Below are 24590 nucleotides of genomic sequence, written 5' to 3' on the forward strand. Positions count from 1 at the left end.
CCGATGGCGCAGGCCTGAATCACCGCCGCCCGAACAGGCGCTCGATGTCGCTGAGCTTCAGCTCCACATAGGTCGGCCGTCCGTGATTGCACTGGCCGGAGAGCGGCGTCGCCTCCATCTCGCGCAACAGGGCGTTCATCTCCTCCGGACGCATGCGGCGTCCGGCGCGGATGGAGCCATGGCAGGACATGCGCGAGAGCACGGCGTCGAGCCGCTCCTCCAGCGGGTTCGCAGCCCCCTGCCCCCATTCGGCGAGCGCATCGGCCACGTCCTGCACCAGCGCCTTGATGCGCCCGCCCGCGAGCGCCGAGGGCACCTCGCGCACCAGCAGCGCGCCGTGTCCGAAGGGCTCGACCACGAGGCCGAGATCTTCCAGCGCCGGAGCCTCCGCCAGCACCCGGTCGGCGTCCACGGGATCGAGATCGACCACCTCGGGAATCAGCAGCAATTGCCGCGCGATGCCGGACGAGGCGCGCTCGCGCTTCAGGCGCTCGTAGACGAGGCGCTCATGCGCCGCGTGCTGGTCGACGATGACGATGCCGTCCTGCGTCTGCGCGACGATATAGGTGCCGTGGAGCTGCGCGCGGGCGGCGCCGAGCGGAGCCCCCTCCGCTTCGGGCTCGACATCGGCGAGCGTCGCGCGGCTGTCGGCGAAAGGCGCAGCAAATTCGGGCAGGCTCGCCTGCCTTTCCGCAAGGCCTGAAGCCGGAATGACGGATTGTTCCGGCTTGTCGAGGGGGGCCTGCCAGTTCGCGAAGGCGCTCGTGGGCCTGATCGCGTGGGGGCGATGCGGATAGGCGGAGCGCATGGGCAGAGGCGCGCCCTGGGGACGCAGGCTCTCCAGCGTGCGCGTGCCCCCGGTCGAAGAGGCGCGGAAGGCATGGCGGGTGATCGCCTCCTTCAGCGCCGCCACCACGAAGCCGCGCACGAAGGCCGGATCGCGAAAACGCACTTCCGTTTTGGCCGGATGCACGTTCACGTCCACGGCACGCGGGTCGAGTTCGATCATGATGGCGAGGACCGGATGGCGGTCGGAGGCCATCACATCCGCATAGGCGCCGCGCACGGCCCCGAGGAGCAGCTTGTCGCGCACGGGCCGCCCGTTGACCACGAAATGAACCGCGGCGCCCGTGCCGCGGTGATAGGTCGGAAGGCTCGCGAAGCCCGTGAGCCGCACGCCCTCGCGCTCGACGCCGATGGACATGGCGTTCTCGTGGAACTCCGCTCCCAGCACCCGCGACAGGCGACGCAGGAAGCCGTGCTCGCCCGGCTCCTCCGGCGGGTAGGTGAAGGACGTGATGTGCTCGCCCGAGAGCGTGAACCGGATGGTGGGATGCGCGATGGCGAGCCGCTTGACGATCTCCGCCACGGCCTGCGCCTCGGAACGGTCGCTCTTCAGAAACTTCAGGCGCGCGGGCGTGGCGGCGAAGAGATCGGTCACCTCGACACGGGTGCCCTTGGATGCGGGCGCGGGCCGCACGGGCCCCTTCACGCCGGCCTCCACCACGATGGACGAGCCGGTCTCGGCCTCCGCCGTGCGCGTGACGATGGACAGGCGCGCCACCGCGCCGATGGAAGGCAGCGCCTCGCCACGGAAGCCGAGAGTGTTGATGGCGAAGAGGTCGCCGTCCGGCAGCTTCGAGGTGGCGTGGCGCTCCACGGCCAGCTCCAGATCCTCGGGCGTCATGCCCCTGCCGTCGTCCACGATGCGGATCAGGCGGCGGCCGCCCGCCTCCAGGGCGATCTCGATGGAGGTCGCCCCCGCATCGACCGCGTTCTCGACCAGCTCCTTCACGGCCGCAGCCGGGCGCTCCACCACCTCGCCGGCGGCGATGCGGTCGACAAGAATGGGATCGAGACGGCGGACGGGCATAAGGCCTTCGAGGCTTTCAGAATCGGATGGAGGCAAGATAGGCGCTCGAGGCCGGGGAAACCAGAACGCGCGACGTTATTCCCCTGCCCGTTTGGCCTTCCGGGGAAGCTCATGGCCCAACAAGCTGCGGGCCTCGGATCGGATCGTTTTGTAAAAACAGTGACACCTGTCTTGTCACGCCTTGGAAAGAGCTTTCTCCGGCCCGCACCCTCAGAGACGCTTCGCCTTTAGGCTAAAGCAACATCCATAAGGATCAAAGGATTAAGCCGCACACATAACCCGCCTCAAGGTTTTCCCAGCAAGATCAAGGCCTTGGCGCCGTCGAGAAAAGGAGAGCGATTTGTCAATGATTTACAAATTGACTTCAGCCCTTTTGTAAAGCTTGACACCTGGACCTTAACGCGCCTTCTCCGCCCCGAACGGAGCCGCTAGTTCCTCGTTCAACCTTCCCAGAACGAGGAATACGAACGTGGCTTACCAAAATCACATCGCGCAGGCTCAGACGCTCATCGAAAGGCAGAACACCTGGAACGGCATCGACCCCGAATCCGTCGCCCGGATGCGCCTTCAGAACCAGTTCAAGACGGGCCTCGACATCGCGCGCTACACGGCCCGGATCATGCGCGAGGACATGGCGGCCTATGACGCCGACCCCTCGCTCTACACCCAGTCCCTGGGCTGCTGGCACGGCTTCATCGGCCAGCAGAAGATGATCGCGATCAAGAAGCACTTCGGCTCCACCAAGCGCCGCTACCTTTACCTCTCGGGCTGGATGGTCGCCGCCCTGCGCTCGGAATTCGGCCCCCTGCCCGACCAGTCGATGCACGAGAAGACCAGCGTTCCCGCGCTCATCGAGGAACTCTACACCTTCCTGCGCCAGGCGGACGCCCGCGAACTCGGCATGCTCTTCCGCGATCTCGATGCCGCGCGCAAGAGCGGCAACATGGTGAAGGAACGGGAGATCCTCTCGGCCATCGACAATTACCAGACGCATATCGTGCCGATAATCGCCGACATCGACGCGGGCTTCGGCAATGCGGAGGCCACCTATCTGCTCGCCAAGAAGATGATCGAGGCGGGCGCCTGCTGCATCCAGATCGAGAACCAGGTCTCGGACGAGAAGCAGTGCGGCCACCAGGACGGCAAGGTCACCGTTCCGCACGAGGACTTCCTCGCCAAGATCCGCGCCGTGCGCTACGCCTTCCTCGAGCTCGGCGTCGATGACGGGCTGATCGTGGCGCGCACGGATTCCCTCGGCGCAGGCCTCACGAAGCAGATCGCCTTCAGCCGCGAGCCGGGCGACATCGGCGACCTCTACAACGGCTTCCTCGACTGCGAGGAGATCACGCCTGAGACCTGCCGCAACGGCGACGTGGTGATCAACCGCAATGGCAAGCTCCTGCGTCCCAAGCGGCTGCCGAGCAACCTGTTCCAGTTCCGTCCCGGCACGGGCGAGGATCGCTGCGTGCTCGACTGCATCACGGCGCTCCAGCACGGCGCGGATCTTCTCTGGATCGAGACCGAGAAGCCGCATGTGGAGCAGATCGCCGGCATGGTGGACCGCATCCGCGAGGTCATTCCGAACGCGAAGCTCGTCTACAACAACTCGCCGTCCTTCAACTGGACCCTCAACTTCCGCCAGCAGGTCTACGATGCCTGGCAGAAAGCTGGCAGGGACGTGTCGCAATACGACCGCGCCAAGCTCATGAGCGTGGACTATGACAACACGGATCTCGCGAAGGAGGCCGACGAGCGCATCCGCACCTTCCAGGCGGACGGGGCCAAGCGCGCGGGAATCTTCCACCACCTCATCACGCTGCCGACCTATCACACGGCGGCGCTCTCCACCGACAACCTCGCGAAGGAGTATTTCGGCGAGCAGGGCATGCTGGGCTATGTGCGCAACGTGCAGCGCCAGGAGATCCGCCAGGGCATCGCCTGCGTGAAGCACCAGAACATGGCTGGCTCCGACATCGGCGACGACCACAAGGAATACTTCGCAGGCGAAGCCGCCCTCAAGGCCGGCGGCGTGCACAACACCATGAATCAGTTTGCGGCTTGAGACATCAGCGGGCGAGGCTCAAACGCCTCGCCCGATCCGTCATGGAGCGGCTCGCGGACTTCGGACCGCGAGCCGCTTTGCTTTTAGAAGTCTCAGCCTTGCGCGAGATACTGCTTGGCGAGGATCTTGCCCTCCTCCACCGCCGGCTGGTCGAACGGATCGACACCCATCGCATAACCGGCGAGGATGGTCTCCAGCATGAAGTGCATGAGCAGCGCGCCCACGGCGCGCTCGTCGAGCTTCTCGATGTGGATCTGCCGCGTCGGGCGGCCGTTCCTGGCCAGCGTGTCGGCGGTCGCGCGGCCCTGCGCGGCGACGAGATCGCCGATATGCTTGCCGCCGAAGCCCGGCTCGCCCGCGCGCCTGGCGAGCTTCTCGTCCATGAGCGGCCCTTTGCCCGCCACATCCGTGGTCAGCACCGTGAAGAGCTTGTCGTTGGGGCCTGCAAGATAGAGCTGGAGCTGGCTGTGCTGATCCACCGGGCCGATGGCGGCCACGGGCTGCGTGCCGTGCCCGTTCTTGCCCACACTCTCGGCCCAGAGCTGCACCCACCAGCGGGTGAAGCGTTCGAGCCTGTCCGCATAGGCCATGGCAACCGTAATGCCCTTGCCTGCCTTCGCCATGGCGACGTTGAGCGCCGCGCCGAGCGCGGCCGGAGCATCCTTGGCCGCCGCGCCTGCGCGGAACGGCGCGTAGGCGTCGGCCGCTCCGTCGCGAATGGCCGCGATGTCGAGGCCGAGCACCGCCGCCGGCAGAAGGCCCACATTGGTGAGCACGGAATAGCGCCCGCCGATGCCCGTATGATGATCGAGGAAGCGCACGCCCTCGGGTTCGAGAAGGTCGCGAAGGGCGTTGCGGCCGCCATCCCTGCGCGGCTCCGACAGGCCGAGGAACAGGTCGTTGGGATGGGAGCGCAGGCCCGCGCGCTCCAGGGCCGTGAGCACGGCGATGGTCTGCATCAGCGTCTCGCCCGTGCCGCCGGATTTCGAAATCGCGACGAACTTGGTCGCGGAGAGCGGGAGCTTGTGAAGAATGCGGTCGAAGGTGATCGGATCGAGATTGTCGAGGAAATGGACGCGCGGGCTTTCGGTGAAGCGTCCGGCGCCCGGCACCGCGTAATCCCGCAGCTGCGCCAGCGTCTGCCCGCCCAGGCTCGACCCGCCCGTGCCGAGGAACACCACGTCGGTGGCATCGTCCCGCAGGAAGGCGGCCGCCTCGCGGATGCTGGCCAGGTCGTCCGTCGTGCGGGGCATGTGAAGCAGGGGCAGCCGGCCTGACGCATCGTCATCCGCAAGCCGCTTCATGGCCTCGCCCACCTTCGCAAGCGCCTCGTCCAGTGCCGCCTGCGGCAGACCGCCTTCCCCGATTCTGGATTCGAGGGCAAGTTCGATCGATTGCTGCAGGGCCATGAGGGGATACTCCGACTCGGTCTCATTCAAGATAGGAAAAGCGAACTTTAGAGCGTCGCCCTCGGGAGGGCTAGGGCCCATAACCCTCTCCAGATAAAGAGCTGCGTCACTTTTAGCCGAGCGGCCTGGATTGCTGATGAACCAAAAAAATTATATAATATATAGTTACATAATTATAAGTGGACTCATAGATGGCGACAGGTATCAGAGACGCTTCCAAGACCGGCAATTTGTATATTGACCCTCTGCTGTCGGGATGGAAATGGGATGGAGGGCCCGTGACCTACGGCTTTGCTCAATCCGTAGCGGCTTATGAAAATTTAAATAACTACTACTATGGCTTCCCGCTATATCACTTCCAGCCGCTGTCCTCTTTATCTACAGCAGCGTATCAAGGCCTCCTGACTGGTCAGCGATCATTAGCCGAGACCTCAATGATCCTGACACCTGTTTCAGGTTTCACAAACCTGACTTTCGCCCAAACGGATCCGTCGACAACGCATACGGATATGCGTTTCGGAATGTCATCGCTTGCTCCCTATGCAACTGGTCTCCTTCCTGGCGAGCACGCAGATAGAAGCGGCGCCGATGGCGATGTCTGGATTGGCAATACAGGCGCTTATGGGGCAGCGTTTAAGCTACAAAATCCTGTGAATGGATCCTGGGGCTATTACACACATGTGTGGGCTCTTGGGAAAGCCCTAGGCCTAAATGCTGGATATATGGATATTCCAGACGACAAGGATTTTCAAGAATACACGATCATGACCTACAATAGTGGTCCTATCGTAGAGTTGCCTGAATCTAGGCCGATAAAATCCGGCCTCTTTGGTAATTCACCAGAAATCCAAAATCTCAATTATTATTATCCTCAAACTTACATGATGCTGGATATCGCTGCGCTTCAGCAGATGTACGGCGCCAACTACAATTTTCGTGACACTGATACCGTTTACAGATGGAGCCCAACGACAGGTGCCGTTTATGTTGATGGAGTGCTGAATGGGGTGCTCGGAGACGGTCTGACGGACCACGAGAAAGCAAATAAGATCCTACAGACAATCTGGGATGGCGGTGGCATCGATACCTACGATCTGTCCAGCTACTCCACCGATCTCAAAGTCAACCTTGCCCCAGGAGAGTACTCCACCTTCAGCGAAGGGCAGCGGATGTATCTCGGCCGAGATGTCCATGACGAAAATTGGTATGCGCGAGGAAATGTTTACAACGCATTGTTGTTCAACAGTGATCCGCGCTCACTAATCGAGAACGCAAAAGGCGGCTCCGGTAACGACATTCTCATTGGCAACCTTGCCGCCAACCAATTGTGGGGCGGTGAGGGTAAGGATACTTTCACAGGCGGTGCAGGCAACGACGTGCTCGACGGCGGAGTCGGCAGCGACATCGCCATCTTCAGCGGCGCCAAAGCCAGTTACACCATCACCCAAGTTGCCGAAGGCAGCTTTGTAGTCACCGATACCCGCACCAATGGCGATGGCGAAGATGTTCTCGTTAACATCGACCTAGCCAAATTCAACGACCAAACCGTAGCGCTTATTCCGTCGGTACAGCCTGCGCTGCCGATCGCCACTAAGCCAGACGCGAATGTCGTTCTTGGAGGAAGGGGGCGTGACAAGCTCTATGGCAGTGGCGGCGACGACAAAATAAATGGCCTTGAAGGCAGCGACCGTTTGGTTGGCGGATCAGGCAAGGACGCCTTCATCTTTAGCACCGAGCTTGGGACGAACGAAACCGACCGGCAGGTAAACTTCGACACGATTGCTGACTTTGCATTGAAACAGGACGAGATTTGGCTCGACAACGCTGTTTTCAAGAAACTCGGTGCGGCAGGCGGCACACTCAAAGAGTCATTATTCACTGTTGGCTCCAAAGCCAAGGATAAGAATGACTACCTGATCTACAACAGAAAAACCGGTGTGCTCTTCTACGATGCTGACGGTTCCGGGACTAAGTCAAAGCCTGTGGAATTCGCCCAGCTCAAGAAAAATCTTGCTCTGAAATACGACCACTTCCTCATCGTCTGATGACTCAGCTTATTGGAGAAATATCGTGTGTGTTATTTGCGAGCTGAAGGCGTCAGGCTTCAATGCGGAGGACGCATGGACGCCACATTACTTCGGATCGACGTTGGCCACAGCGAATCCGATCGTTGGCGTTTATGACGCGACAAGAACCGGTAACGCTTACATCGACGGTGTGATGTCAGGCTACAGGTGGCCCACAGGCATAACCATTCACTACGGCTTTCCAACAACCGTTGCTCCCTATGATCCTTCTTATGAGAGCAGTCCGGGAGATCAAGAATTCAATCACGATTTCATTCCTGTCTCGGCTTTTACCGCGCAAACATTTGATGCATTCCTAACTGGCGTTCGCTCAGGCGATGCTCACGCTATGACGTTGACGCCCATCATGGGGTTCACGAACATAAAACTTGTGAAAGATAGCGTCGCTACGACAGACACTCACATGCTCATAGCGACGTCATCACAGCCAGAAACTGCTTGGGCCTATTACCCGGGCAGCAAGTTTGGCGTGCGAGAAGGTGACGTTTGGTTAGGACAAAGCTACGACGACTACATAACACCTGTGAACGGCAGTTATGGCAATATGATCATGCTGCACGAGTTTGGCCATGCGCTTGGGCTGAAGCACAGCTTTGACCTGCATGAAAAGGAGGATGTCACCGTTCCCTTTGATCGGGACTTCTACGAATACACTCTGATGTCCTACTCGAAGGCTCCCTACTACCCACCCTCGATCGGACCGACTGCGGGACCTGAAGCATTCTCATATGCTTATCCGCAAACTTACATGATGCTGGATATTGCCGCACTGCAGCAGATGTATGGCGCCAATTACGATTTCCGCAGCAGCGACAATGTCTATACCTGGAGCCCAACGACCGGTGAAGCTTTTGTGGATGGCATTTCGCAGGGCCGTGAAGGCGCGACGGACAGATCGGGAAGCTACATCAAAAATTTGATTTTTCAGACCATCTGGGATGGTGGTGGCATCGATACCTATGATCTGTCGAACTACGCCAGCAATCTCAAGCTCAATCTTACTCCCGGTGGATACTCAACCTTTAGTCAAGAGCAGCGAGCAAGGCTTGGCTACTTCCCGGATCCGGAGGTTTGGTACGCTCGTGGAAATGTCTACAATGCGTTGCTGTACAATAACGACCTTCGCTCGCTGATCGAGAACGCCAAAGGTGGATCGGGACACGACATCATCCAAGGCAACCAGATCGCCAATCGCCTCTATGGACAAGATGGCAGCGATGAGCTCGAAGGAGGAAGCGGAGACGATTTCCTTTATGGCGGCAGCGGAGCGGATATAGCGATCTTTACCGGCCGTCGCTCCGAATACAAGGTTACCGAGAATGCTGACGGCACGATAACTGTCGCAGATACTGTTCTCGATAGAGACGGCGAGGACACGCTTGTCAGCATCAAGTACATTCGATTTTCTGACCAGGTACTTAGCCTTGGCCCTAATCACGCTCCTACTGGAATCTCACTTTCTCGGTCTAATGCCAGTGAAGACTTGGCTGTAGGCACCGCAGTCGCAGATCTGATTGCTGCCGATCCTGACGAAGACCAACTTGAATACAGGCTCACGTCAAATCCGGGCGGCTACTTTAAGATTGAGGATGGCCAGTTAATCCTTGCAAAGGCGCTTGATTATGAAAATCAGAAGCATCACAAAATTACCGTTGAAGGGGTAGATCCTGGAAACCTTAAGATAAGTGTCGATCTGACAATCGACGTTATGAATGTGCGCGAAGGCCGAGCACCTACTGCAATTGAAGTTTCATTTGAAACCATGGCCAGGAATACTCCGGTTGGCACGCTGTTAGGTGAGATTCAGGCTTTTGACCCGGATAACGACCTCGCTACCATTGAAATGACTCATGATGGGTACGGTGTATTCCGCTACGAGAACGGTAAGGTCTATCTCGCCAAGCCACTGGACAGCCAGGCCTCGCATCAGATCTACTTCCGAGCAAGCGATGCCGAAGGAAATCGTTTTGAACAAGCTTTCACGATCCTTGTGACCGAAGGCGGTGGCGTAGAACCTCCCATACAGCCTGATGGAACGTTAAGAATTGGCGGACAAGGACCGGACTTGTTCTATGGAACTCAAGGGAATGACACCCTTATCGGAGCCGGTGGCAATGATCGACTCTTTGGTCAAGCAGGAAAGGATCGCATAATCGGCGGAACCGGCATAGATCAATTATGGGGCGGAAGCGGCAAGGACATTTTTGTCTTTGATGCGAAACTCGATGCCAAACGCAATCTCAACAAAATCAAGGATTTCTACTACGGTGACATGATTTGGTTGGATAATCATATCTTCAAGGTCCTTGGAAAGACGGGCTCGGAGAAGAAACCCGCTAAGCTCAAAAGCGGATACTTTGCCTATGACACGGCCAAGGACAAGAATGACTTCATTATCGTGAAGAAGTCGGGCGCAATCCTTTATGATCAAGATGGCACCGGCAGCATTGCTTCTATCCAAATAGGAAGCGTCAGCAAGAGCCATGTAAAGTTCTTGAATGCCAATGACTTCTTCGTCATCTGACTTACGGAAGGGGCTCGACGCCCCTTCCCAGCCATCGCAATCGCTCACACCCCGGTCGGCCGTCCCGCGATCACGGTGAGCATCCGGCCGTCGCCGAAGATGGCCTCGCCGGCCTTGCGGATGTCGGCCTGGCTGACGGCGCCGACGAGCGCGTTGCGGCGGCCGATATAGTCGATGCCCAGGCCCTCGAAGGCGATCTGCGCCAGGGTATGGGCGATCTTCGTCGAGGTGTCGAAGCCGAGCGCGTAGGAGCCGATGAGGTAATCCTTCGCCTTCTGCAGCTCCTCGTCCGTCGGGCCTTCGCTCGTCAGCTTCGCCATCTCGTCGGAGATCACGTCGAGAGCCTCGACCACGCGCTCGTTCTTGGTGGCCGTGTAGCCCCAGGTCATGGCGGCGGAGCGGTAGCTCACGAGAGAGGTGCCGACGCTGTAGGCAAGGCCGCGCTTCTCGCGCACTTCCTGGAAGAGACGCGAGGTGAAGGCGCCGCCGCCGAGGATGTGGTTGAGCACATAGGCAGGAACGAAGCCCGGGTCGCGCCAGGCGATACCGTTCATGCCGAAGCGGATGACCGATTGCGGCACGTCGAGATCGACCACGATGCGCGAGCCCATCTTCTGCAGCGTCGCCGGTTCGATGACACTCAGCGGCGCGGCTTCGGGCAGGGAGCCGAACACCTTGTCGAGCAGGCCAGAAAGATTGTCGCCGCCGATGGCGCCGACGACTGCGATCTTGACGCGGCCCCGGGCGATGATCGCCCGATGCATCGCCACGAGATCGTCCCGCGTGATCGCAGCTACGCTCTCCGGCGTGCCGGAGGTTGCACGGCCGTAAGGATGGCCCGCGAAACCTTCCTCGAAGAAGCGGCGCGTCGCCATCACGCCCGGATCGTTCTGCTGGTACTTCAGGCCTGCGATCGTCTGCGCGCGCACGCGCTCGATGGCATCCTGATCGAAGCGCGGCTCGGCAAGGGCGAGGCGCAGCAGCTCGAAGGCCTCGTCCGCATGCTTGACGAGCGTCTTGAGGGAGCCGCCGAGCGCATCGTTGCCGGCGTTGAAAGAAAGCTCGATGGCGCGCGCCGCGAGACGCTCCTGAAACGCATCGGAATCGTAGGCGCCCGCGCCTTCGTCGAGCAGGCGGGCGAGCATCTGCGCCACGCCGGGCTTGTCCGCCGGATCGTGCGCCGAGCCGCCCTCGAAGATGAAGGAAACGGCGATCAGCGGCACGACATCGGATTCGACATGCCAGGCCTCGACGCCGCCGTCGGAGGTCAGCGCCTTCACCTGGGTCGGTGACGAGGACAGGGTTTCGACAGAAGCTGTCATGGGAACCTCAGGTTTGTCGCAGGCGGCTCAGGACGCCGACTTCTGCAGATAGCCCGTCACGGAACGGCGGGGGATGAGATAGCGCTCGGCGGCAGAGGCAAGATCGTCCTTGAGAACGCTCTCGATCTCGATAGGCCAGCGGCGCACCTCCTCGATGGTCTCGCCGATGGCGAGGGCCGAACCGTAGATGCGGGCGAGGGAGGATTGGCTGTCGGTGGAATAGATGGTTTCCGCCACAAGGCGGGTCTTGGCGCGCTCGATGGCATCCGGATCCAGCGCCTCGGACGGGATCGCCTTTAGCACCTGATCGACCGCCTCTTCGAGAGCCTGGAGCGAGACGCCTTCCGCCGGAACCGCATAGACGCAGAAACGGGTGTCCTCCATGGCGGAGGACATGTACCAGGCGCCCGCATTCACGGCGATGCCGCGCTCCATCACGAGCTTGCGGTAGAGATACGAGGTCGGCCCGCCGCCGATCACTTCGGCCAGCAGCTCGAGGGAATAGCAGTCGCGCTGCGCCGCCGTGCGGCAGGAGGGCACGAGATAGAGCCGCTGCATGGTGGGCTGCTCCACCTTGGGATCGGCCACCATGATGTGCCGGGCAGCCACGGGCTCCGGTTCGCGCGGGCGCAACCGCACCGGACGCTGGCCCCGCGGCGCGATGCGGCCATAGGTGGCGTCGGCGAGACGGCGCACCTCGTCCTCCGTGACGTCCCCGGCGACCACGAGAATGCCGTTCTCGGGCGTGTAGAAGCGGCGGTAATAGTCGAGCGCATGCTCGCGGTTGAGCGTCTCGATCTCGTGCATCCAGCCGATGATCGGAATGCCGTAGGGATGGTGCACGAAGAGCGAGGCGGCCATGGCTTCCGAGAGCTGGGCGGAGGGATCCGTCTCGACGCGCATGCGGCGTTCTTCAAGCACCACGTCGCGCTCCGGACCGATGACGCTTTCCTCCAGCAGGAGGTTCGTCATGCGGTCCGCCTCGAACTCCATCATGGTCTTGAGGTGCTCGCGGGCGACGCGCTGGAAGTAAGCCGTGTAGTCGAAGGAGGTGAAGGCGTTCTCCTGCCCGCCGAGACCGGACACCACCTTCGAGAACTCGCCCGCCGGGTGCTTCTCGGTGCCCTTGAACATCAGGTGCTCGAGAAAATGCGCGATGCCCGACTGGCCGATCGGGTCGTCTGCCGAACCGTTGCGGTACCACATCATGTGGGTGACGACAGGAACGCGGCGATCCGGGATGACGACCACGTCGAGGCCGTTGTCGAGCGTGAAGGAGGACAGATTCGGACCGCTGCCCTCCGTCCGCCCGAAAGAGGCGGATTCAGTGCGAGGAAGAGGCTTTGAAGCAGTGTCCATGACGTTTCAACCTTGGCGACATCAGATCGTTTCGCAGGATCGATTCTACGGGAATAATCAATTCGGGAGGGTACGCAAGCGAGGCCGGGTAACTTTCCTATGCGGCATAATCCTCGCCGGAGGAGGAGCCAGCTTGGCCTTTCCAGCCCCCATAACGTTTTCAGGCGAAGCGGGGGAAACCCGTTCGCCTGAAGAAGAAGGAAAAGACCGGTCTTACTGCCTGCTCTGCTGCTGGCGCAGATAGGCCTGCGGGCTGTCGGGATCGCCCATCGGCACCGGATCGGCCGATGCCTTGAGCGGGGCATTGCCCTGGGCCTTGAGGAGGTCGCCCGGAGGATCGCTGAGATAGCGGCGCTCCAGGCGGTCGCCCTGAAGCTTCGCCTCCTTCTCCGACGAGAAGGCGCGCAGCTCGTCGGGGGTCATGATGCTCTTGTCCTTTTCCCGACCCGTGGGGGCTGGAACGTTCTTGACGTAGTTGTTCGGATTGCGGCCGGCGCGCATCTCCTCGATGGAGAGAGGCTTCGCCTCCGAGTTCTTGTAGAACTCCGAGCTGGTATAGGGCGTGCGGGCCTCGCTGGCTTCCTTGCGGCGGGCCGCCACGTCGGGATCCTTGGGCCAGTTGCCGTTGCGGGCCTCGGCGCCGCCGCCCGGCGCGGGAGCCGGCAGGTCCATCTTGGGCGGCAGAACGAGGGGAGCCCGCTCGTTATAGACGATGGGAGGCTTTTCCTTGGGAATGATGCCGATGCTGCCGAGGAGGCTCTTCACGGCCTCACCCTCCTGCGCCGAAGCGCCGGAAGCGGCGACCAGAAGCGCCAGGGCCCCCATCGGCCCGATGATTTTCATTCCCTTCATGGCAACCCACCATTGGTTTCTCGTTGTGGCCGGAAGGCCTGATCGCTCAATCGGGCGAACATATGGCAGCTGGGCGCTTCAGGATATCATTTCCTTGCCCGCCGTCCCTCCAGGACGAAGGAGTCATAAAGCAAACCGACCACCCCCGCAACGATGGCGGCATCCGCCACGTTGAACACATACCAGGACCACGATCCGATGTGGAACTGGATGAAATCGAAGACAGCGCCGAACCAGAGGCGATCAATCACATTTCCGACAGCACCGCCCACGATCAATCCGAGGGACGCCGCCAGGAGCTTGGCCGTGGTCCGGCGGATCCAGAAAGACAGGCCGATGGCGGCCAGGATCGAAATGACGATCAGCCCCCAGCGGCCGAGTTCCGTGCTCTGCTGGAACAGGCCGTAGGAGATCCCCCGGTTCCAGACCACGATGAGATTGACGAAGGGAGCCAGCTCCACCGGCTCCTTCACGGGCAGATCGTAGATGTAGAAGGTGTAGAGCTTCGTGGCCTGATCGAGCACGAAGGTGATCAGAGCGATGGAGAAGCCGAGCATCGCCGCCGCCGACAGGCCTTTCTGCGCGGCATGGCTGCGGGACGCGCCCTTCGAAGTGCGCGGGCGGCTTGCGGCGCGGGGGCGCTGCGAGCCCTGCGGCGGGGGCGCGGGCGCCTCGTTCGAGGGCGCGCCCGGCTCGTCGATCCTGCTCATTCGGCTGCCGCCCTCAGCTTGTCCCACTCGCGCAGGGCCGCCGCGTCACGGGGCGTCACGTCCGGGTAGTCGGGATCGGTGCCGACCTCCGGCGAGACCTTCCACGACCGGGCGCATTTGCGACCCTCGGCGAGAGCCGGAACGACGGCCACGCCCTTCACGTCGTCGAGGCGGAAAGCCTGCGTTGGACCCTCACCCTGCAGGACCTCGATGCCGGAGGTGATGCATATCTCGGCGAGATCGAGTCCCTGAACGGCCTTGAACAGGCTCTCGTCGGCGATGTGGACGACGGGCGCAGCCTCCAGGCTCGCGCCGATGCGCTTCTGCGCGCGCTCGATCTCCAGCGCGCCGGTAACGACGCGGCGGACGCGGCGCACCCTCGCCCAGCGTTCGGCGAGCGCGTCGTCGCGCCATTCCGCCGGCACATCGGGGAAGGTTTCCAGATGCACCGATTGGGCTTCCGGATAACGGGCGAGCCAGGCCTCTTCCGCCGTGAAGGCGAGGATCGGCGCGATCCAGGTCGCCACGCAGCGGAAAGTCTGGTCGATCACGGTGAGCGCGCTCTTGCGGACCTTGCTGGAAAGCGGGTCGCAATAGAGCGCATCCTTGCGGATGTCGAAGTAGAACGCCGACAGGTCCGTGGTCATGAAGGAGTTGAGAAGCGCCACAACGCGCTTGTAGTCGAAGCTGCGGTAGGCTTCTCGCATCTCGCCGTCGAGCTCGGCAAGGCGATGCAGCACGAAACGCTCCAGCTCCGGCATGTCCGCGGGCGCGACCTTGTCCGCCTCGTTGAAATGCGCGAGCGAGCCGAGCATCCAGCGGATCGTGTTGCGCAGCTTGCGGTAGGTCTCCACGAAGGTCTTCAGGATCTCCGGGCCGATGCGCAGATCGTCCGCGTAGTCGGAAGCGGCCACCCACAGGCGCAGGATGTCGGCGCCCGAATCCTGGATCACCTTCTGCGGCGCCACCACGTTGCCGAGGGACTTCGACATCTTCTGCCCCTTCTCGTCGAGGACGAAGCCATGGGTCAGAACGATGTCGTAGGGCGCGCGGCCGCGCGTGCCGCAGCTCTCCAGCAGCGAGGAATGGAACCAGCCGCGATGCTGGTCCGAGCCTTCGAGATACATGACCTGATCGGGTCCGCCGTCGACCTTGCGCTTCACCTTCAGGTCCTCGCGCTTCTCGAGCGCGAAGCCATGGGTGCTGCCGGAGTCGAACCACACGTCGAGGATGTCGTTGATCTTCTCGAAATCGTTCAGGTCGTAGCCGAAGGGCGTCAGGAAACGCGCACCGTCATCGGCATACCACGCATCGGCGCCCTCCTTCTCGAAGGCCGCCGCGATGGCCTCGTTGACGCGCTCGTCCTTGAGGATCTCGTTGGTGCCCTTCTTCACGAAGACGGCGATCGGCACGCCCCAGGCGCGCTGGCGCGACACGACCCAATCGGGTCGGTTCTCGATCATGCCGGTGATGCGGTTTTCGCCGGATTCGGGCACCCATTCCACGGTCTTGATCGCATGGAGCGCGCGCTGACGGAGCGTATCCCCGTGACCGTCGAGCGGCTTGTCCATGGAGATGAACCATTGCGGCGTGTTGCGGAAGATCAGCGGACCCTTCGAGCGCCAGGAATGGGGATACTGGTGCTTGAGGCGCCCGCGCGCGATCAGCGCGCCGACCTCCACGAGCTTCTTGATGACCGCTTCGTTCGCACCCGCATCCTTGCCCTTGTCGTCGTAGATGCGCTCGCCCGCGAAGAACGGCACGTCGGGGAAGTAGGACGAGTCCGGCGAAACCGTGTGCGGCACTTCCCGGGTGCCGCAGGCGGCGAACACGTCGCGGTGCTTGACGTAAGTGTTGTAGTCGTCCGCGCCGTGTCCCGGGGCCGTGTGCACGAAGCCTGTGCCCGCATCGTCGGTGACGTAGTCGGCAGGCAGCATCGGCACCGCGAAATCCCAATAGCCGTTCGCGCCGTCGAGCCCGCGGAACGGATGCGCGCAGCGCTCGATCATCACCGGCAGCACGTCCTTCACGCGCTCGTAACCGGCGACGCGCGCGGCGGCGAACACGTCGGCCGCGAGCTTGTCGGCGAGGATCAGGCGGTCGCCCACCTTCGCCCAATTATAGTCGGCGGCTTCCGTGACCGTGTAGAGGCCGTAGGCGATGTTCTCGCCATAGGCGATGGCGCGGTTGGCGGGGATCGTCCAGGGCGTGGTCGTCCAGATGACCACGGACGCGCCGTCGAGATCGCCGTCGAGGGTGTTGGTGATCCTGAACTTCACCCAGATCGTGGTGGAGGTCTTCTCGTGATACTCGACCTCGGCCTCGGCGAGCGCGGTCTTCTCGACGGAGGACCACATGACCGGCTTCGAGCCGCGGTAAAGCTGCTCGCTCACCGCGAATTTCATGATCTCGCGGGCGATCTGCGCTTCCGCGTCGTAGGACATGGTCTGGTACGGGTTCGTCCAGTCGCCCTCGACGCCGAGGCGCTTGAACTCCTCGCGCTGGATGTCGATCCACTTCTCGGCGAAGGCGCGGCACTCGCGGCGGAACTCGACGATGTCCACATCGTCCTTGTCCTTGCCCTTGGCGCGATATTCCTCCTCGATCTTCCATTCGATCGGCAGGCCGTGGCAGTCCCAGCCGGGCACGTAGTTGGAATCGAAGCCCAGCATGCCCTGCGAGCGGACCACCATGTCCTTCAGGATCTTGTTGAGGGCGTGGCCGATATGGATGTTGCCGTTGGCATAGGGAGGCCCGTCATGCAGCACGAAGCGGGGCCGCCCCTTCTGGACCTCGCGCAGGCGCCGGTAGAGCCCGATCTCGTTCCAGCGCTGCAGCAGCAGCGGCTCCCTCTGGGGCAGGCCGGCCCGCATGGGAAACTCGGTCTGGGGCAGGAACAGGGTTTCGGAATAGTCGCGAGCGGCGCTTTGCGTCTTGTCGGTCATGACGGTCAATCGGTCTGTGTGGCCCGGTCGTCGGCGGGCGCATCGGGGATGTCTCAGGGGCGAACGGTTAGGATCCCGGACCTTCGCAGATCATGCGAAAGCCGGGCCGATAATTCGCGCCGCGATGATGCGGGCCGAGAGCAGAGCCTGAGATACCATGGGCATGCCGAGCCTTGTAGCAGCGCCGGGCCGGATAATAAAGCGTGGTGTTTCAGGGCCCCGCTCCCTATTTAAGAGCATAAACCCAGCCCTGGGACGACCGATCAACGATGGGCAGGAAGGATGAACCATGGCAGACACGACCTCTACGGCCGGACGGCACTCCCGCGCGGGCTTCGATCTGACGCCCCCCAGCCCCGAGCAATTCCGCACCCTGGTCGCCAATCTCGACGACGAGGAGCGCCGGGTGCTCCTCGATCACGGGACGGAACGGCCCTTCTGCGGCGTCTTCAACGAGGCCAAAGACAAGGGGACCTATTGCTGCCGCCTCTGCGGCCTGCCCCTGTTCAAGTCGGGCGCCAAGTTCGAATCCGGCACCGGCTGGCCGAGCTTCTTCGACCCGATCGACCGTTCCCACATCGCCTTCGTGCGCGACACGAGCTACGGCATGATCCGCACGGAGATCCGCTGCGCCCGTTGCGAGGGCCATCTCGGCCATGTGTTCCCGGACGGCCCTCCCCCGACGGGCGAGCGCTATTGCATGAACTCGGTCTCCATGCGCTTCGTGGCCGAGGGCGATCCGTTGCCGGACGAACTGGGGCGGGGCGCGCCTGAAGGCGAGGTCGCAGGCTGATCGGAGACAGCCCATGGCAGAGGGCGTGCCGAGAACGACGAAACGGGCGGGCGGCGATTTCTACCCGAGCCTGCCTGTCATCGACCGCTTCTCACGGCTGACGGAGACCGGCCTCTACACGCCTTTGCCGGAAGGCTGGGTGCTGGGCCTCGCCGATATCGTGCGCTCCACCGCGGCCATCGAGGCGGGACGCTACAAGGACGTCAACACCGCGGCGGCGGCCGTCATCGCAGCCGTCGCCAACAAGCTTGCACACAGCAACTTTCCCTTCGTCTTCGGGGGAGATGGCGCAAGCTTCGCCGTCCCGGCTGAACAGGAGCCCCTGGCCCGGGAGGCGCTGGCGGCCGTCGCCGCCTGGGTGCGGGACTCCTTCGGCTTGGAGCTTCGCATCGCCCTCATGCCGGTTTCGGCGATCCGCGCCGAGGGCTATGACGTCCGCGTCGCCCGGTTCGCCGCCTCGCCCGATGTCACCTATGCCATGTTCTCCGGCGGGGGCATGGCCTATGCCGAGCAGCGGCTGAAGGAAGGCGCCTTCGCCATTCCTCCGGGCCCGCCCGGCACGGTCCCGAATCTCAGCGGCCTGTCCTGCAGCTTCGAGGAAATCATCCCCGAGCGCGGCCTCATCCTCTCCCTCATCCTGCTGCCCGGTCCCAAGGCGGACCCGGCCGTGTTCGGCGCCCTCGTGGCGCAGGTGCTTGCCCTCGCGGAGGACCGGTCGGAGGCCCGGCGGCCAGTGCCGGAAGGCGGTCCCAGGCTCGGAAACCCCTTCAGGAATTTCCGGACCGAGATCCTGGCCATGTCGAAGCCTCCCGGACCGGGATTTCTGGGCTATGCCAGGATGGCGGCATGGCGGCTCGCCGCCTATCTCATCCTGCGGCTCGGCTTGCGCATCGGCGGCTTCGATCCCCAGCGCTACCGGCGCCAGCTCGTCGAGAACACGGATTTTCGCAAGTTCGACGACGGGTTGCGGATGACCCTGGACTGCTCGCCGGCCCTTGCCGACCGCTTGGAGGCGCTGCTCGGACCGGCCGAGAAGGAGGGCCTTGCCCGCTATGGCCTTCACCGGCAGGACGCGGCCCTGATGACCTGTTTCGTGCCCGCGCCCAGCCGCAGCGACCATGTTCATTTCGTCGACGGGGCCATGGGCGGCTACGCCATGGCGGCGCGAGCCCTGAAGCCTGCGCCTTGACCGCCTACGCGATCATCGAAACGGTCGCGTCCGCAGCGAGCATCCGCTTCGCCTCGGCGGAATCCCGGTGCATCTGGGCGATCAGGGGCTCGATCCCGTCGAAGCGCTCCTCGCCACGGATCCAGCCGATGAATTCCACATCGAGAACCCGGCCGTAGAGATCGCCCGCGAAATCGAAGAGATGCGTTTCGAGAAGCGGCGCGCCGTTGTCGAAGGTCGGGCGGCGGCCGAAGCTGGCGACGCCGTCGACCGGTTTGCCCTCCACCGAGGCGCGAACGGCATAGATGCCGTGCCGGAGGCGGCAATCGTCGGGCAGACGCATATTGGCTGTGGGATAACCCAGCACCCGTCCGCGCTTCTCGCCATGCCGCACCTCGGCGCGGACGAACCAGCGATACCCTAAGAGCCTGTTGGCGGTGGCAACATCGCCCGCCTCCAGGGCGGCCCGGATGGCGCTGGAAGAGACCGGCTCCGTTCCCTCGACGACGGCAGGCGCCACGCGGCACGCGAGGCCGCGCGCGCGGCAAAGCTCCGCCATCCGCGCCGGGTTGCCCTCGCGCCCGCGCCCGAAATGAAAATCGTGGCCGATCACCACGCCCGACAGCTGCAGCTCATGCGCCAGGAGATCGACGAAGCCCTCAGCCGTCAGCGCGGCGAGCGAGGCGTCGAAGCGCCTCTGGAAAACGCCCGCGAGGCCGAGACGCGCGAGGATCGCAAGCTTCACGGGCTCGGGCGTCAGGCGGAATAGCGGCCGGTCGGGCTGGAAGAAGGTGCGCGGATGCGGCTCGAAGGTGACGGCCGCGGCGGGCCGCTCGGAGTCCAGGGCCATCTTCAAGAGGTACTGGTGACCGCGATGCACCCCGTCGAAATTGCCGATGGCAGCGACGGCTCCCTTAAGGCTCTCGGGCACGGGCTCGCCATCGCGGCAGATCGCGAACGGGGTGGGCATCAGGAGAGAACCTCGAAACTCATGATCGGAAGGACCGGTGCGGCGCGACCCTGTCGAAAAGCACCCGATGGGTCAAGCCCGTTCGCCTCGACACCAGCGAGCGGCAGGCGTACATCGTTGCGCATCGTTTGGCGAACCGACCGGTGATCTATGCTGAGAGCCCTCGCAGCCGTCCTGGCAACGCTTGGCCTTACAGGGGCTCTTCTCTTCATATGGGGAAACTTCACGGAATCGGGACGCGCCGATTCCTGCCTCGATTCTGGCGGGGCCTGGAATTCAGCGCAGCAGCGCTGCGAGGGCGCAAGGCCGCCTTACAAGGCTCCTTGACCGACTACCAGGACAGGACCTCCGTGAACGACGTCGGCCGAACCGGCTGCCGGTCGACCCAATCCTGCACATGGTCCGAGACGAGATCCCCCTCGTGCAGCCCCAGCTCCTTCGCATGGATGCCGCGGGCGATCATCAGGGAGTCGATGCCGAAGGCCACGGCGCCCGCGATGTCCGTGCGGATCGCGTCGCCGACGGCGAGCACCCGCTCCTTCGCGATAGCGCGGCCCGCGAGGCCGCTTCCCACGGCGAGAGCCCGCTCGTAGACCGGGCGATGGGGCTTTCCGGCATAGAAGACCTCGCCGCCCATCTCCTCATAAGCGAGCGCGATGGTGCCCGCGCAGGGCAGGATCATGTGGCCGCGCTCGACGATGAGATCGGGATTGGCGCAGACCATCGTAAGGTTCCGCCGACGCATGGCCTCGAGCTGCGGGCGGTAATCCTCCACCGTCTCCTCCTCGTCGTTGTCGAAGCCGGAGCAGACTACGTAATCGGCCTCCTCGACGGAGCCGAAGCGGACATCGAGGCCGTTATAGATCGGCATGTCGCGGGGCGGCCCGATGTGATGGACGATCCTGTCGATGCGCTCCTCGATGGCGAGCCGGGTCAGGTCGCCGGAGGTCACGACGGCGTCGTAGGCCGTGCGGGGCACGCCGAACCCGTCGAGCTGCGCGCCCACCGCGGAGCCGGGGCGCGGCGCATTGGAGACGAGAACCACCCGGCCGCCCTTGTCGCGAAACCGGGTCAGCGCGTCGCTTGCCGCCTCATAGGCTTTGACCCCGTTGTGCAGCACGCCCCAGACATCGCAGAAAATGAGGTCGTAACGGTCGGCGAGAGATTGCAGCCCTTCGACGTGAAGGGGGCGGGACAAGGCGGTCATGGGGTCTCACTAGCGCATTGCGCGGACCCGAAGGACCGCGTCAGGGAAAAGCGGGTCCGGTTTTCCGCGCCAAACGATGGGCAAGTCAAGATGATGGGCCTCGGATCGATCCTGAAAGCGGAACCGTTTCAGGCCCGATGCGCTCGCGATGGAAGCCTCGCGCGCCTCCCATCAACCGGCCTGGCGCAACCGGATGGGCGCATCCTCCAGACCGGAAGGCTCTCCGAAGATCTCCGGCTTGACCGGGCGAGGGGTCGCGAAAACGAAGCCCTGGGCGAGCGGCACGCCGAGATCGCACAGAACCGGCACCATCTCTTCCTGATCCACCCCTTCGGCGATGAGCCGGATGCCCTGGCGGCGCAGGTCCGGGGCGAAATCGCGCACGTTGCGCTCAGGCCCCGCATAGCGGCCGTCCTCCCGCGCAGCGGCCTCGATCATCAGGCCTGCCGGAAGCTTCATGAAGCGGATGCCGAGGTCGGCGAGCTCCTGCGGATCGAAGGCGAGGTCCGCGGCGCGGTCGAGGGAGAACGGCACGCCCCGCTCCCGCAGCTCCGCGACGGCCGCCCGACCCTCGCCGTCGAGACGGCGCCAGCTGTCCTGGGGAAGCTCCAGGACGATCCGACCGGCGATCCCGGGCGCAACGTCCAGGGCGGCGGCCACCGATCCGAGGAAGCCCGGCTCGGCGAGGGAATGGGGCGAGAGGTTCACACCCAGGATGGATTCGCTGCCGCTGGCGACGAGATGGCGGGCGACGGCCATGGAGCGGCCGAGGACCCGCCGGTCGAAATCCGGCGCCCGGCCCGAAGCCGCGAGGATCGGCAGGAATTCCGACGCGCTCAGCAGCATTCCATCCGCCAGCCGCAGGCGGGTGAGAACCTCGTAGAAGCGGATCTTGCACTGAGGAAGCGACACGACGGGCTGCAGGTGCAGCTCGATCCTCTCGGCCTCGAAGGCCTGGACGATCAGCCGGATGCGGGTCGTCTCGTCCGTCGAGAGCCTGCGCAGGGACGGCAGCAGCGACGGCTCGGGAAATTCGGCCCGGACGGGCTGCCGATGGGGCACGAGCCTGAGCACGGGCTTGGCGGCCGGCTTCGCCCCCGGCGTCGCCGTGCTCTGCCGTTCGTCCGCGGTGCGGGCGAGCTCGCGCAGAAGCCCCGCCGGCCCGGCGGCCGCAGGCCTGGGCGAACGCGACGCCTGCGGCGCGGCGGAACCCTGCCCCTGCCGTTCCAGGCTCTCGAGCTGAACGGTGAGCATCCGCCGCTCCGCTTCGGCCTGCCGCCAGAGGACGACGAGGCCGGCGAAGAACGCAGCGATCAGGAAGGCGAGAACCGGCATCACGACGCCGCCCTCCATCGGCACATAGGCCGATGCGGCGGCCGTCAGGAAGGCCGGCGAGAAGGCGAGCAGAGCCGCCTTCACGTCCCGCAGGACGGAAGTGTTTTTCTTGTTCATGACCATGGGTGCCCCCGCTCCCCTGGCTCGGCGCAACGGCGCGAATCAGTGTCTTTCCCGACATTGAATCAGGGCGATTCGCTCGGCAAGATTCGGTTTCCCGAAATGGACACTTTTTTGCAACCGCGCGTTGCTCGCCCATAACCCTGACGAAACGGCAGAGAGGATTGCCCCATGGAAGAGACCCGCAAGGACCTGCTCATGCAGGTTGAAGGCATGACCTGCCAGGGCTGCGTGAACGCGGTCACGAAGGCCATCCGGCGGCTTGACCCCGGCGCCGAGGTCCAGGTGGATCTGGAGCACGGACGCGTCCATCTCCTGACAACTGCGCAGAGCGTCGAGGTGGCGAAGGCGCTCGATGCGGCCGGGTACGAGGCTCGGGCCATGACCGGCTGAAGGCGGCCGCGCCCGCGTCTCGTCGCATTCGACGAAACTCTTCTTGGCGGCCTCCCGTAACGGCTGCTAGGTTCCCGGGACAGTCATTCCCGGGGAACATCATGAGCGCCCAGACATCCCGAGCCGCCAACGATTCACTTGCTCCGAACGACCTGGAAGCCTGGTGGCTTCCGTTCACGGCGAACCGCTCCTTCAAGCAGCGCCCGCGCATGATCGCCCGCGCCAAGGGCATGTATTACTACACCCCCGACGGCCGGGAGGTGATCGATGGGGCGGCGGGCCTCTGGTGCTGCAACGCCGGCCATAACCGGGACGAGATCACGCAGGCCATCCAGGCCCAGGCGCAGGAGCTCGACTATTCGCCGGCCTTCCAGTTCGGCCATGCGGGCGGCTTCGCCCTCGCCTCGCGCCTCGCCCAGCTCGCGCCCGGCGACCTGAATCACGTCTTCTTCTGCAACTCGGGCTCCGAGGCGGTGGACACGGCGCTGAAAGTCGCCCTCGCCTACTGGAACGTGAAGGGCCAGGGCAGCAAGACGCGCCTGATCGGCCGCGAGCGCGGCTATCACGGCGTCGGCTTCGGCGGCATCTCGGTCGGCGGCATCGTCAAGAACCGCCAGTTCTTCGGCACCCTGCTCGCGGGCGTCGACCACCTGCCCCACACCTATAACCGCGAGCAGCAGGCCTTTTCGCGCGGCGAGCCCGAATGGGGCGCGCACCTGGCCGACGAGCTGGAGCGCATCGTGGCGCTGCACGACGCCTCGACCATCGCGGCCGTGATCGTCGAGCCCATGGCGGGCTCCACCGGCGTGCTCGCTGCTCCCAAGGGCTATCTCAAGCGCCTGCGCGAGATCTGCGACAAGCACGGCATCCTGCTCATCTTCGACGAGGTCATCACTGGTTTCGGCCGTCTCGGCACGGCCTTCGCCGCCGAGCGCTACGGGGTCATCCCGGACATGATCACCTTCGCCAAAGGCGTGAATTCCGGCACCGTGCCCATGGGCGGCGTGATGGTGCGCCAGGGGCTCTACGACACCTTCATGAAGGGTCCGGAGCACATGATCGAGCTGTTCCACGGCTACACCTATTCCGGCCATCCGCTGGCCTGCGCCGCGGCCCTCGCGGCCCAGGACATCTACCGGGACGAGAAGCTGTTCGAGCGGGCCAAGACCCTCGAGCCGGTCTGGGCCGATGCGATCCACTCCTTGAAAGGCCTGCCGAACGTCCTCGACATCCGCACCATCGGCCTCGTGGGTGCCATCGACCTCGCCTCGCGGCCCGACGCGGTGGGCGCCCGCGCCTTCGAGGCCATGGACCGGGGCTTCCAGGAGCAGGGCATCATGATGCGCATCACCGGCGACACCATCGCCCTTTCCCCGCCCCTCGTCATCACCGAGAACCAGATCGGCGAGATCGTCGAGAAGCTCACCAAGGTGATCAAGGCGGTGGCTTGAGGCTCAAAGC

At 63.5% G+C, this 24590-nt stretch carries 17 protein-coding genes and 1 pseudogene; 7 read left to right on the forward strand and 11 right to left on the reverse strand.

Annotated elements, in window-relative coordinates; genetic code table 11:
• Positions 1-19: 19 nt before the first annotated feature.
• Positions 20-1873 (reverse strand): DNA mismatch repair endonuclease MutL, encoded by a 1854-nt coding sequence (gene mutL, locus L879_RS0106100; RefSeq protein WP_027315325.1) that lies wholly within the window; start codon positions 1871-1873, stop codon positions 20-22.
• A 469-nt stretch (positions 1874-2342) separates the two neighbouring features.
• Here mutL and L879_RS0106105 point away from each other — a divergent pair, with 469 nt between their 5' ends.
• Entirely contained in the window at positions 2343-3935 is a 1593-nt protein-coding gene (locus tag L879_RS0106105; RefSeq protein ID WP_027315326.1) for an isocitrate lyase, read from the forward strand.
• A 92-nt stretch (positions 3936-4027) separates the two neighbouring features.
• Here L879_RS0106105 and L879_RS24645 read toward each other — a convergent pair whose 3' ends face one another.
• Both L879_RS24645 and L879_RS24650 read right to left on the reverse strand, forming a co-directional pair.
• Complete coding sequence (locus L879_RS24645; protein WP_438268097.1) at positions 4028-4318, reverse strand: phosphoglucose isomerase-related protein; 291 nt, start codon at positions 4316-4318, stop codon at positions 4028-4030.
• A 192-nt stretch (positions 4319-4510) separates the two neighbouring features.
• Positions 4511-5425: pseudogene (locus L879_RS24650) on the reverse strand (phosphoglucose isomerase-related protein); the annotation flags it as partial.
• A gap of 110 nt (positions 5426-5535) precedes the next feature.
• Between L879_RS24650 and L879_RS23135 the strand changes: the two are divergent.
• Together L879_RS23135 and L879_RS22635 are read left to right on the forward strand one after the other, a co-directional pair.
• Positions 5536-7389: a M10 family metallopeptidase C-terminal domain-containing protein gene (locus L879_RS23135; RefSeq protein ID WP_084020750.1), complete on the forward strand. Its 1854-nt coding sequence runs from the start codon at positions 5536-5538 to the stop codon at positions 7387-7389.
• Positions 7390-7492: 103 nt separating this feature from the next.
• Positions 7493-9955 (forward strand): cadherin domain-containing protein, encoded by a 2463-nt coding sequence (locus L879_RS22635; RefSeq protein ID WP_161634638.1) that lies wholly within the window; start codon positions 7493-7495, stop codon positions 9953-9955.
• Positions 9956-9999: 44 nt separating this feature from the next.
• Here the strand turns inward: L879_RS22635 and L879_RS0106125 are convergent, their stop codons facing one another.
• The 5 genes from L879_RS0106125 to ileS form a co-directional block, all read right to left on the reverse strand.
• Positions 10000-11277: a M16 family metallopeptidase gene (locus L879_RS0106125; protein ID WP_027315328.1), complete on the reverse strand. Its 1278-nt coding sequence runs from the start codon at positions 11275-11277 to the stop codon at positions 10000-10002.
• 27 nt (positions 11278-11304) lie between these two features.
• Positions 11305-12636: a M16 family metallopeptidase gene (locus L879_RS0106130; RefSeq protein WP_027315329.1), complete on the reverse strand. Its 1332-nt coding sequence runs from the start codon at positions 12634-12636 to the stop codon at positions 11305-11307.
• 213 nt (positions 12637-12849) lie between these two features.
• Positions 12850-13488, reverse strand: coding sequence for a hypothetical protein (locus tag L879_RS22640; protein WP_051435102.1), 639 nt, complete (start codon positions 13486-13488; stop codon positions 12850-12852).
• 86 nt (positions 13489-13574) lie between these two features.
• Positions 13575-14045 (reverse strand): signal peptidase II, encoded by a 471-nt coding sequence (gene lspA / locus L879_RS0106140; protein WP_027315330.1) that lies wholly within the window; start codon positions 14043-14045, stop codon positions 13575-13577.
• Between the two features lie 149 nt (positions 14046-14194).
• Positions 14195-17143 carry an isoleucine--tRNA ligase gene (ileS, locus tag L879_RS0106145; RefSeq protein WP_027315331.1) on the reverse strand — a complete coding sequence of 983 codons (2949 nt, stop codon included), beginning with the start codon at positions 17141-17143 and terminating at the stop codon, positions 14195-14197.
• 289 nt (positions 17144-17432) lie between these two features.
• Between ileS and msrB the strand changes: the two genes are divergently transcribed.
• Together msrB and L879_RS0106155 are read left to right on the forward strand one after the other, a co-directional pair.
• Entirely contained in the window at positions 17433-17936 is a 504-nt protein-coding gene (gene msrB / locus L879_RS0106150; protein WP_051435103.1) for a peptide-methionine (R)-S-oxide reductase MsrB, read from the forward strand.
• A gap of 13 nt (positions 17937-17949) precedes the next feature.
• Positions 17950-19125, forward strand: a complete 1176-nt coding sequence (locus tag L879_RS0106155) for a DUF3095 domain-containing protein (protein WP_035458809.1) — start codon at positions 17950-17952, stop codon at positions 19123-19125.
• 4 nt (positions 19126-19129) lie between these two features.
• Here L879_RS0106155 and L879_RS0106160 read toward each other — a convergent pair whose 3' ends face one another.
• The 3 genes from L879_RS0106160 to L879_RS20690 all read right to left on the reverse strand — a co-directional run bounded on the left by L879_RS0106160 (position 19130) and on the right by L879_RS20690 (position 22733).
• A complete protein-coding gene (locus L879_RS0106160) occupies positions 19130-20074 on the reverse strand; it encodes a bifunctional riboflavin kinase/FAD synthetase (protein ID WP_027315334.1) in 945 nt (314 codons plus the stop codon).
• 331 nt (positions 20075-20405) lie between these two features.
• On the reverse strand, positions 20406-21281 hold the full coding sequence (locus tag L879_RS0106165) for a TIGR01459 family HAD-type hydrolase (protein WP_027315335.1): 876 nt from the start codon (positions 21279-21281) through the stop codon (positions 20406-20408).
• Positions 21282-21452: 171 nt separating this feature from the next.
• On the reverse strand, positions 21453-22733 hold the full coding sequence (locus tag L879_RS20690) for an EAL domain-containing protein (RefSeq protein WP_154664104.1): 1281 nt from the start codon (positions 22731-22733) through the stop codon (positions 21453-21455).
• Positions 22734-22907: 174 nt separating this feature from the next.
• Between L879_RS20690 and L879_RS0106175 the strand changes: the two genes are divergently transcribed.
• Both L879_RS0106175 and aptA read left to right on the forward strand, forming a co-directional pair.
• Positions 22908-23129, forward strand: a complete 222-nt coding sequence (locus L879_RS0106175; RefSeq protein ID WP_027315336.1) for a heavy-metal-associated domain-containing protein — start codon at positions 22908-22910, stop codon at positions 23127-23129.
• A 101-nt stretch (positions 23130-23230) separates the two neighbouring features.
• Positions 23231-24580: an omega-aminotransferase AptA gene (gene aptA / locus L879_RS0106180; protein WP_027315337.1), complete on the forward strand. Its 1350-nt coding sequence runs from the start codon at positions 23231-23233 to the stop codon at positions 24578-24580.
• The last annotated feature ends 10 nt before the right edge of the window (positions 24581-24590 follow it).

It is taken from the genome of Microvirga flocculans ATCC BAA-817 (genome assembly GCF_000518665.1).
Lineage (GTDB): Bacteria > Pseudomonadota > Alphaproteobacteria > Rhizobiales > Beijerinckiaceae > Microvirga > Microvirga flocculans.

Coding starts and splice junctions, on each gene's coding strand:
- L879_RS24645 (WP_438268097.1), bottom strand. CDS start 4,318: ATGGACGAGAAGCTCGCCAGGCGCGCGGGCGAGCCGGGCTTCGGCGGC.
- L879_RS0106160 (WP_027315334.1), bottom strand. CDS start 20,074: ATGCCCACCCCGTTCGCGATCTGCCGCGATGGCGAGCCCGTGCCCGAG.
- L879_RS22640 (WP_051435102.1), bottom strand. CDS start 13,488: ATGAAGGGAATGAAAATCATCGGGCCGATGGGGGCCCTGGCGCTTCTG.
- msrB (WP_051435103.1), top strand. CDS start 17,433: ATGGCAGACACGACCTCTACGGCCGGACGGCACTCCCGCGCGGGCTTC.
- L879_RS0106175 (WP_027315336.1), top strand. CDS start 22,908: ATGGAAGAGACCCGCAAGGACCTGCTCATGCAGGTTGAAGGCATGACC.
- L879_RS20690 (WP_154664104.1), bottom strand. CDS start 22,733: ATGAACAAGAAAAACACTTCCGTCCTGCGGGACGTGAAGGCGGCTCTG.
- lspA (WP_027315330.1), bottom strand. CDS start 14,045: ATGCTCGGCTTCTCCATCGCTCTGATCACCTTCGTGCTCGATCAGGCC.
- L879_RS0106155 (WP_035458809.1), top strand. CDS start 17,950: ATGGCAGAGGGCGTGCCGAGAACGACGAAACGGGCGGGCGGCGATTTC.
- L879_RS23135 (WP_084020750.1), top strand. CDS start 5,536: ATGGCGACAGGTATCAGAGACGCTTCCAAGACCGGCAATTTGTATATT.
- ileS (WP_027315331.1), bottom strand. CDS start 17,143: ATGACCGACAAGACGCAAAGCGCCGCTCGCGACTATTCCGAAACCCTG.
- L879_RS0106165 (WP_027315335.1), bottom strand. CDS start 21,281: ATGACCGCCTTGTCCCGCCCCCTTCACGTCGAAGGGCTGCAATCTCTC.
- mutL (WP_027315325.1), bottom strand. CDS start 1,873: ATGCCCGTCCGCCGTCTCGATCCCATTCTTGTCGACCGCATCGCCGCC.
- L879_RS0106125 (WP_027315328.1), bottom strand. CDS start 11,277: ATGACAGCTTCTGTCGAAACCCTGTCCTCGTCACCGACCCAGGTGAAG.
- L879_RS0106130 (WP_027315329.1), bottom strand. CDS start 12,636: ATGGACACTGCTTCAAAGCCTCTTCCTCGCACTGAATCCGCCTCTTTC.
- aptA (WP_027315337.1), top strand. CDS start 23,231: ATGAGCGCCCAGACATCCCGAGCCGCCAACGATTCACTTGCTCCGAAC.